9 protein-coding genes are annotated in these 9,654 nt (G+C 60.9%); 1 reads left to right on the top strand and 8 read right to left on the bottom strand.

Annotated features, from left to right (window positions below):
• From arnE to arnB, 6 genes are all read right to left on the bottom strand, one after another.
• A partial coding sequence (gene arnE / locus PMI29_RS24975) for a 4-amino-4-deoxy-L-arabinose-phosphoundecaprenol flippase subunit ArnE (RefSeq protein WP_007994621.1) occupies positions 1-316 on the bottom strand: 316 nt, incomplete at its 3' end.
• Positions 313-1,962, bottom strand: coding sequence for a lipid IV(A) 4-amino-4-deoxy-L-arabinosyltransferase (gene arnT, locus PMI29_RS24980; RefSeq protein WP_007994620.1), 1,650 nt, complete (start codon positions 1,960-1,962; stop codon positions 313-315). The genes arnT and arnE, both read right to left, overlap by 4 nt.
• Positions 1,959-2,843: a 4-deoxy-4-formamido-L-arabinose-phosphoundecaprenol deformylase gene (arnD, locus tag PMI29_RS24985; protein WP_007994619.1), complete on the bottom strand. Its 885-nt coding sequence runs from the start codon at positions 2,841-2,843 to the stop codon at positions 1,959-1,961. Before arnD ends, arnT begins: the two co-directional genes overlap by 4 nt.
• Positions 2,843-4,834, bottom strand: a complete 1,992-nt coding sequence (gene arnA / locus PMI29_RS24990) for a bifunctional UDP-4-amino-4-deoxy-L-arabinose formyltransferase/UDP-glucuronic acid oxidase ArnA (protein WP_007994618.1) — start codon at positions 4,832-4,834, stop codon at positions 2,843-2,845. Before arnA ends, arnD begins: the two co-directional genes overlap by 1 nt.
• Positions 4,831-5,850, bottom strand: a complete 1,020-nt coding sequence (arnC, locus tag PMI29_RS24995; protein WP_007994617.1) for an undecaprenyl-phosphate 4-deoxy-4-formamido-L-arabinose transferase — start codon at positions 5,848-5,850, stop codon at positions 4,831-4,833. The genes arnA and arnC overlap by 4 nt, the downstream gene beginning before the upstream one ends.
• Positions 5,847-6,995 carry a UDP-4-amino-4-deoxy-L-arabinose aminotransferase gene (arnB, locus tag PMI29_RS25000; protein WP_007994616.1) on the bottom strand — a complete coding sequence of 383 codons (1,149 nt, stop codon included), beginning with the start codon at positions 6,993-6,995 and terminating at the stop codon, positions 5,847-5,849. The genes arnC and arnB overlap by 4 nt, the downstream gene beginning before the upstream one ends.
• Before the next feature lie 392 nt (positions 6,996-7,387).
• Between arnB and PMI29_RS25005 the strand changes: the two genes are divergently transcribed.
• Complete coding sequence (locus tag PMI29_RS25005) at positions 7,388-8,326, top strand: site-specific integrase (protein WP_007994614.1); 939 nt, start codon at positions 7,388-7,390, stop codon at positions 8,324-8,326.
• A 4-nt stretch (positions 8,327-8,330) separates the two neighbouring features.
• Here PMI29_RS25005 and PMI29_RS25010 read toward each other — a convergent pair whose 3' ends face one another.
• Both PMI29_RS25010 and PMI29_RS25015 read right to left on the bottom strand, forming a co-directional pair.
• Positions 8,331-9,401 (bottom strand): ABC transporter ATP-binding protein, encoded by a 1,071-nt coding sequence (locus tag PMI29_RS25010; protein WP_007994613.1) that lies wholly within the window; start codon positions 9,399-9,401, stop codon positions 8,331-8,333.
• Positions 9,398-9,654, bottom strand: a 257-nt coding sequence (locus PMI29_RS25015; protein WP_033052016.1) for an ABC transporter permease subunit, incomplete at its 5' end; no start/stop codon positions are given. The genes PMI29_RS25015 and PMI29_RS25010, both read right to left, overlap by 4 nt.

Below are 9,654 nucleotides of genomic sequence, written 5' to 3'. Positions count from 1 at the left end.
CGCCGATCACCAGCGCCACGCCCAGCCAGTGGCGGCGGTCGATGGTCTCGTGGAACACGAAACGCGCAACCAGGGTGATCAGCACGAAGTTCAGGCTCAGCATCGGATAGGCAATCCCGACTTCCAGGCGTTGCAGCACCAGCAGCCACACCAGCAGGCCCAGCCCCATAGAGGCCAGGGCCAGCCAAAGCCAGGGTGAACGCAGTTTGTCCATCCACCCGGAAGGTTTGCCACGCCAGCTTTCTACCGCGTACTTCTGGGCGATCTGGCCCAGGCAGGTCAGCAGGCAGGCGACCAGTAGCAATAGCAGGCTCATAGTGTCGCCTGAGGGATGATCAAAATCACCAGATTGCCTTGTTCATACCGCTTGCCTTCTTTGGGCAACTGTTCAAGTTCGCGCAGCTCTTCTTCGCCCTTGACCCGCATGACCACGCCGACCGAGCCTTGCTGGCGAGCGTCGTGCATCCACTGTTGCACCTGATCGGGGTCGACGCGCTGCTTAAGCGAATCAGGATAGGCAAGGCCGTATTTCAACTCGCCTATCGTGTTGAAAAAAGCCACTTCGGGACGTTTCACCCGCCAGGACAACGCCGACGCGGCACCCAGATCGTTGCTCAACAGCTTGGCACTCTGGCCGAGCTCCTGGGCGTGATCGAGGATGAACTGGTCGGGCGTTTTGTTGGCGACCACCGAGTTGGGCAGCCCTGCTGGCAGCACGCCGATGAACAGCAGGCTGCCGAAAGCCGGGGCAGCCCAGCATTGCAGCGGGCGGAAGGCTTGCAGCAGGTTGGCCATGATCCAGCCGATCAAACCGATGAACACCAACACCAGGTTGTGCAGTTCATGATCGTAAATCGGCTTTTTCAATTGCAGATAAACCAGGGCCAGCAGGGTAACGACACCCAGGACCAGGTTCAGCAGGCCATTGATGCCCAGGACGCGGCCTTGTTCCAGTTTCAAGCGGTCAGCCAGTGCATGGCCGAGCAACAGGGCCAGTGGCAGCAGGCACGGCAGAATGTAGGACGGCAGTTTGCCTTTGCTCAGGCTGAAGAAGATCAGCGGCATCCACAGCCACAGCATCAGGAACGCAATATTGGCCTGGCGTCGGGTCTGCCATGCCTGTTTCAGCGCTGGTGGCAGCAACGCCACCCACGGCAGGCTGAACGCTACCAGCAACGGCAAGTAGTACCACCACGGCGCGTTATGCTGAGCGTCTTCTCCGGCGAAGCGACGGATGTGCTCGTGCCAGAAGAAGAACCGCCAGTAATCGGGCTCCTGGGCATGCACCGCGAGGACCCATGGCAGGCTGACGGCGATGGCCACGACCACCGCCACCGGGCCGTAGGCCAACAGTTGACCCCAGCGTTTTTGCCAGATCATCCAGGGCAGGGCGATCAGCACCGGCAAAAGCCAGGCCAGGAAGCCCTTGGTCATGAAACCCATGCCGCAGGCCAGGCCCAGCACTACCCACGCCACCAGGCGTTGGCCACGACCGGCGCTGTCCAGCGCAAACCACAAGGCCACCAGGCTCAGGTTGACCCAGAACGTGAATTGCGGATCGAGGTTGGCGTATCCCGCCTGACCGGCGATGACCGTGAAACTCATGTACAGGATGGCGCAGGCAAAGCTCTTGCGCGCATCGCTCCACATCCGGCGGGCGATCAGGTAGCACAGCAGCACGCTCAAGCCGGTGCTCAGTGCCGAGGCGAAGCGCACCCCGAAGAGGTTCTGGCCGAACAGCGCCTGACCGATGGCAATCATCCAGTAGCCGGCCGCCGGTTTTTCGAAGTAGCGTACGTCCATGAAATGTGGCGACACCCAGTTACCGCTCAGGAGCATGCTCTGGCCGATCTGGGCGTAGCGGGTTTCGTCAGGAATCCATAAGCCATGACTGCCCAGCGGCAGCAGGTACGCCAGCGCCACCATGGCCAGCAATAACGGCACAGCCCAGCGTTTGCTCATGCGCCTTGCACTCCCAGCCAGCCTTCGCGACCTTCGAGTGCACCACGTACCACACGGCCTATCGGCAAACTGTCAGGGGTCTCGGGCAGCAAGTCGCCCAAGGGTTGAAAACGGATGTCACGCTGATGCGCATCGCTCAGCAGTTGACGGAAATCATTGGCCATCAGAATCCCTTCTACCTCGGCATGAATCGTATAAACGTTGAGTTTTTCCGGAGTGAACCGGTCCAGGATGAACGTGTTGAAGTCCTTGGCGGCGACCGTCGGGCCGACCACTTCGTCGAACGTCGGCAGGTCCACCGGGATTTGCGGTGCGCCCAGGCGACCATCGGCCAATAGCGGCTGGAACAGGCCCTGGCCGCGACAATCGCTGTTGTAGCGAAAGCCGAAACCCTGCTTGGCTTCGATCACACGCTCGTCGGCACGCCAGCCGGCGGACGCCGAGCAGGAGATCTTTTCCCCGAGAATGTCGCTGAGCGTGTCCACGCCGCGGCGTATCTGTTCGACCAGTTGTGCGTCGCTCCAGCGCCCGGCGTTGGCTTGCCAGCCGTGGTGATCCCAGGCGTGCAGGCCAACTTCATGCCCGGCATCCCGGGCCTGGCGCATCAGGTGCCCCAGGTCGCGGCCGATCGGTTTTCCAGGCCATGCGGTGCCGGCCAGCAGAATGTCCCAGCCATACAGGCCGGCTGCGTTGGAACGGAGCATTTTCCAGAGAAACTGTGGACGGATGAGGCGCCACAAGTGGCGCCCCATGTTGTCCGGCCCGACACTGAAGAAGAACGTCGCCTTGACCTGAGCTTCATCAAGGATTTCCAGCAACCGGGGTACCCCTTCACGGGTACCCCGGTAGGTGTCGACATCAATCCGCAGTCCCGCCTGCATCAACGCTTGTCCGCGATTTCGAGCATGGCTTCACGAAGGAAGAAGTCCAGGGTGTTGCCGATGGTTTCGCTCATCTCCACGGTTGGCGTCCAGTCCAGCAGACGCTTGGCGTTGGCGATGCTTGGCTTGCGATGGGACACATCCTGGTAGCCGGTGCCGTAGAACGCCTTGCTCTCGATATCGCGGAAACCGGCGAACGGAGGGAAGTTGGCGCGCAGCGGGTGAGCTTCGAACTGACGCAGCAGCTCTTCGCCCAACTGGCGAATGCTGGCCTCGTTTTCCGGGTTGCCGATGTTGATGATCTGGCCGTTGCAGACATCGTTGTCGTTGTCGATGATCCGTGCCAGAGCTTCCACGCCGTCGGCGATGTCGGTGAAGCAGCGTTTTTGCTCGCCACCGTCGAACAGGCGAATCGGCGTGCCTTCCACCAGGTTCAGGATCAGCTGGGTAATGGCGCGGGAGCTGCCGATACGGGCCGAATCCAGGCGGTCCAGACGTGGGCCCATCCAGTTGAACGGACGGAACAGGGTGAAGTTCAGGCCCTTCTGGCCGTAAGCCCAGATCACGCGGTCGAGCAATTGCTTGGAGACCGAGTAGATCCAGCGCTGCTTGTTGATCGGGCCGACCACCAGGTTGGAGCTGTCTTCGTCGAAGTTGTTGTCCTGGCACATGCCATAGACTTCCGAGGTCGACGGGAAGATCACGCGCTTGTTGTACTTGACGCAATAGCGAACCAGTTTCAGGTTCTCTTCGAAGTCCAGTTCGAATACGCGCAGCGGGTTACGGGTGTATTCGATTGGCGTCGCGATGGCCACCAGCGGCAGCACCACGTCGCACTTCTTGATGTGGTACTCGATCCACTCGGAGTGGATGCTGATGTCGCCTTCGACGAAGTGGAAGTTCGGGTGGCTGCGCAGGCGCTCGATGGCGTCCGAACCTATATCCAGGCCGTAGACTTCGTAGCGGTCGTCGCGCAACAGGCGCTCGGACAAGTGGTTACCGATGAAACCGTTGACGCCGAGAATCAGCACGCGGGTGCGACGCGGGGCACGACCGGATTCGGCACCGCGCAGCACGGAACCGTCCACCAGGCCCAGTTCGTTGGCCAATTGCGGACCGCTCAGGTACAGACCGTTGTCGTTGCGCTGGCCGGCGTTGATGATCAGCGAGTCTTCACCGCAGGCGATGCGCAGCGGGTCGACGCTGATGACGCGGCCCGGAGCCTGGCCTTCGTTGCCCTTGGCAACTTCGGCGCTCCAGACAATCAGCTTGTGCTCGCCCACCGCGCAGAAGGCGCCCGGGTACGGTTGGGTCACGGCGCGGACCAGGTTGAACAGCTCTTCGGCCGGTTTGGCCCAGACCAGCTTGCCGTCGGCCGGGGTGCGACGGCCGAATACGGTGGCTTTGGATTCGTCTTGCGGTGTTTCGCTGACTTTGCCTTGCAGCAGCGCCGGCAGGGTGTCGCGCAGCAGGTCAGAGGCTGCCGAACGCAGTTTGCCGTGCAGGCTCAGCGCCGTGTCGCTGCGCTCGATCGCGACCTTTTGCTGGGCAACGATGGCGCCCGCATCGGCACGCTTGACCATGCGGTGCAGGGTCACGCCGGTTTCCGTTTCGCCGTTGACCAGCACCCAGTTGGCCGGTGCGCGACCACGGTAGCGTGGCAGCAGGGAGCCGTGCAGGTTGAACGCGCCTTTGCGCGCCGTGGCCAGCAGCGGTTCGCTCAGCAGGTTGCGGTAGTAGAAGGAGAAAATGTAGTCGGGATCGAGCTTGGCGATACGCTCGATCCACAATGGATGGTTGGCATCTTCCGGTGCATGCACGGCGATGCCGTGGCGGGCGCACAGCTGCGCAACGGAACCGTAGAACGCGTTCTCCTTCGGGTCGTCGGCGTGAGTGAACACCGCCGCGATCTCAAAACCGGAGGAGAGCAGGGACTCGATGCCGGCACAGCCAATATCGTGGTAGGCGAAGACAACAGCTTTTGCACTCATGAAGGAACCTGATCTGAAGAAGTGGAAGTAAGGCCGTCGACAGTAACAGCGGAAGCGGGGGAGGCGGGCTGGCTACGCAGCACCTTTTCAATGAAGAAGCGCGGACGTGCGCGCACGTCGCTGTACATGCGGCCCAGGTATTCACCCAACAGGCCCATGCCGATGAATTGACCACCGGTGAAGACGAACAGCACGGCGAACAGTACGAAGGTACCGCCACCGGCCCAGCCGGCGCCGAACACCAGGCGCAACAGAACCAGCGCGATGGCGAATAGCATGCCCAGGGCTGCCATGCCGACACCGACGATGCTCAGCAGTCGCAGTGGCGTGGTGGTCATGCAGGTGACCAGGTCGAACATCAGGTTGATCAGGCGCATCGGGCTGTACTTGGAATCGCCGTGTTCACGCTCGGCGTGGGTCACGAGGATTTCCGTGGTATGGCGGGCAAAGCTGTTGGCCAGGATCGGAATGAAGGTGCTGCGTTCACGGCAGGCGAGCATGGCGTCGACGATGGTGCGCCGGTAGGCGCGCAGCATGCAGCCATAGTCGCTCATGGCCACGCCGGTGGAGCGTTGCACGGCGAGGTTGATCAGCTTCGATGGCCAGCGGCGCAAGGCCGAGTCCTGGCGGTTGTTGCGTACCGTCGCGACGACGTCATAGCCGAGCTCGGCCTGGGCCACCAGCCGCGGGATTTCTTCGGGCGGGTTTTGCAGGTCGGCATCGAGGGTGATGACGACATCGCCCTTGCACTGTTCGAAACCGGCCATGATCGCCGCATGCTGGCCGTAGTTGCGGTTGAGGATGACCGCCACCACCGGGCTGCCTTCGCGGGAGGCGGCGTCTTCGAGAATCTGTGCGGAGTCATCACGGCTGCCGTCGTCGACCAGCACGATTTCGTAGGCCTGGCGCAATTGCTGGCAAGCCGCTTCGGTGCGACGAAGCAGCTCCGGCAGGCTGTCCTGTTCGTTGTAGACCGGAATGACGATCGAAACGAAGTTGATTGGGTAAGGTCTCAAAGGCTTCTGTCCATACAGTTTTCGATGGCACCGACGACGCGCTCGACATCATCGGTGGTCATGTCGGGGAACAACGGGATCGAACACAGCCGTGCCGAATTCCATTCGGTGTTGGGCAGGTACAAGTTAGGGTAACGCTGGCGGTAGTAAGTGTGCAGGTGCGTTGCAATGAAGTGAATGCCGGTGCCGACATTCTGCTCCTGGAGGGCTTTCATGAACGCTTCGCGATCCAGCCCGCAGCGTTCGGCATCGATACGCAGGATGAACAGGTGCCAGGCATGCTTTTGCGAATAGGTTGGAACGGCCAGCGGTTGCACTGGCAAGCCTTCCAGGCGCTGCAAGTAGGTCTGGGCCAGTTGAGTGCGCCTGGCGTTGATTTCGTCCAGGCGTTCCAGTTGCACCAGCGCGATGGCCGCGTTGATGTCGGCCAGGTTGTACTTGAAGCCGGGCTCGACCACTTGGGCCTGGGGCTTGCGGCCGTGGGTCAGGCGGTCGTAGGCATCAACCCCCAGCCCGTGAAACTTGAGCATGCGTACCCGCGAGGCCAGGGCTTCATCGTCGCTGACGAACATCGCGCCTTCGGCGCAGGTCATGTTCTTGATCGCGTGGAACGAAAAGATCGCCGTGCCTTTGGAGCCAACGTGACGACCTTTGTAGAAAGTGCCTGCCGCGTGAGCGGCGTCCTCGATCACGGCAATGCCGTGTTTGTCGGCCAGGGCGTAGAGCGGATCGAGATCGAATGCCGCACCGGCGTAATGCACCGGGATGATGGCTTTGGTGCGCGGCGTGATCGCGGCTTCGATAGTGGCCACGTCGGTCATCAGCGTGTCGCGGTCAACGTCGACGAACACCGGCGTGGCACCCAGCAGGGTGATCATGTTGGCGGTGGAAACCCAGGTCTGAGACGGCGTAATGACTTCATCGCCGGGACCGATGCCCAATGCCAGCAGGGTGATATGCATCCCGCCGGTGGCCGAGGAAAGTGCCACGGCATGCCGGCAACCGACGTAGTTGGCGAAGTGTTCTTCCAGTGCCTGGTTCTTCGGTCCGGTGGTGATCCACCCGGAGCGCAATACTTGCTCTACGGCAGCGATTTCTTCGTCGCCGATACTGGGGCGGGAAAAAGGGAGAAACGCCTGACTCATGGGCACCTCAGGGGCTGAGAACGTAAATAGCCATTGAGGCTAAAAGGGATCCAAAAATCAGCATAGACGCTAAATCAGAATCTGCATCAAATCAACTAGTTACTGGGTGGAGGTAGAAAAATTGCATCAGTTGACTTTTTTCGCCATGGCCGGCAGGTTGGACGTCAATCTGGGTTGCGCCGACTTTACGGAAGGTTATGCCCGATTTTGTGAAAGGAACATGAAAAAACGGTTGGGGAATCGTTTATCTGAAAGCCATTAAGCCGCTGTTCAGACTTCCCGCATTTATGGCGATTTTTAGGAAAAGTCCTACAGCAGTAATGTCTTTTACATGATCGTTATTTCATTACTTAGTTGTTTCATTGAACTGTTTTCATTCAAGGCCGTTTCGTTTGATTGACTTACCTGTAACTGACACACGCACACCCCTCACCAATCCGCTGACCCTGTATCTGGCGCGGCTGGCGCCATCCAGTCAACTGACCATGCGCTATGTGCTGCAGGATGCCGCCGACCGCCTGGGCTTCGAAGACCACGATATCGAGGAGATACCCTGGCACAACCTGCAGCCCGAGGACGTGATCGCGCTGGTGGCGACTTTGCGTTCGGACGGCTACGCGCCCAACACTTCCTCGCTCTATGTCAACGCCGTGCGCGGGGTGATGAACGAAGCGTGGCGCATGAGCCTGATCTCTCAGGAGCATCTGCTGAAGATGCGTTCCGTAAAGGGTATTGCCGGTACACGGCTGTCCCAGGGGCGCAATCTCAGGCGGACGCTGATCCAGGAACTGATGGCGGTCTGCGCGGCTGATCCGCGGCCGCAAGGCCTGCGGGATGCAGCGATCATCGGGATTCTGTACGGATCGGGGATGCGCAAGTCCGAATCGGTGAACCTGGAGCTGAGCCAGGTCGACTTCACCGAGCGCAGTCTTCGGGTGACCGCCAAGGGCAACAAACAATTGATCAAGTACGCCCCGGCCTGGGCGTTCGCCAAGCTTGAGGCCTGGCTTGAGCTGCGCCGTTCGTTGCTCAAGGAAGGTGAGTCGGACGACCCGTTTCTGTTCAACCGCATCCGCCGTGGCAGCCACATCACGCGTGAACGCATCACCAAACATGCGATTTACTACATCGCCCGGCAACGGGGCGCACAGGTCGGGGTGAAAATCATGCCCCACGACTTCCGGCGTTCTTTCATAACCCGGGTGATCGAAGAGCATGACTTGTCGATTGCGCAGAAGCTGGCGCACCACAGCAATATCCAGACCACAGCCAACTACGATGTACGCGATGACAACGAGCGGCGTCGGGCGGTAGATCGATTCGATCTGTGAACGATTACATCTCGCTCAGTACATGGGCATGGCCGATGGTCGAGACCTGAACCGCACTGCCGGCGGGTGGTGCATACATCCCTGAACTGCGCACCAGCAGTGATCGGCCCGGTTGCTCGCTGCGGGTCATTGACTGGAGTTCCACTGTCAGCGTGCAGGTGTTGCCGCTGAAATCCCGGTCGGTGACCACGGCCCGGCACCCGCTGGCTTCCAGATCGCTGGGGAGGATGCTGGCCAGTTGCAGCTGTTCGGGGCGCAGCATGATCTGCGCCGACTTGTTGTTGCGGTGGTTGTTGACCGGGATCCGCCCCAGGTCGCAATGGGCCCAGCCGGCCTCGATGCGTGCGGGCATGACCACGGCATCTCCCAGAAACAGCGCGGTCTGTTCGTCTTCGGGATAGCGGTAAAGGTCCAGCGGGTGCCCTGACTGGACAAGCCGGCCATGGCGCATCACCGCCAACTGGTCGGCGAACGACAAGGCTTCACTCTGGTCATGGGTGACCAGAATGGTGGTGACGCCCGCGTCTTCCAGCAGCCGCGCAACCATCTTGCGCATTGCCGCGCGCAATCCGGTATCGAGCGCCGAGAACGGCTCGTCCAGCAGCATCAGTCGTGGCTGTTGCGCCAACGCCCGGGCCAGGGCCACTCGTTGTTGCTGGCCACCGGACAATTCGTGAGGCCAGCGCTCGGCCATCTTCGCGTCCAGCGCCACGCTGTCCATCAGTTCGGCGACTCGCTGTTGTTTTTCATTGCCCTTGGTGGACAAACCGAAGCCGATGTTCGCCGCCACGGTCATGTGCGGGAACAGCGCACCGTCCTGCGGCACGTAGCCGATCAGGCGTTGATGCGCCGGCACTTCGTGGGTGCCGTCGACCAGGGTCTGGCCATTGAGCGAAAGACGCCCGGAATCGGGGAATTCGAAGCCGGCAATCATCCGCAGCAAGGTGGTTTTACCCGAGCCGGAAGGGCCGACGATGACCGTACGACTGCCGCTGGGAACCGACAGGCTGACGTTGTCCAGAGCACAATGGGCGCCGTAGGACTTGTAGAGGGCATTCAATTCAAGAGTGTTCATCGGCCAGCCGTTTTTTTCGATTGGTGATAAAGAAGTCCGGTCAACGGAAGCGACAGCACAACCATCAATAAGGCGTAGGGCGCAGCAGCGGCATAATCGATTTCGCTGGTCATGGCCCAGAATCCGGTCGCCAGGGTGCGCGTGCCGTTCGGGGCCAGCAGCAGGGTCGCGGTCAATTCGTTGGTGATTGCCAGGAACACCAGCGCCGCGCCGGCGGCCGCCCCCGGCGCGGCCAGGCGCAAGGTGATCAGCC

This window comes from Pseudomonas sp. GM49, assembly GCF_000282355.1.
Taxonomy (GTDB): Bacteria; Pseudomonadota; Gammaproteobacteria; order Pseudomonadales; family Pseudomonadaceae; genus Aquipseudomonas.
The sequence above is the reverse complement of the archived record's forward strand: the minus strand, read 5'-3'. Positions and strand labels throughout refer to the sequence as shown.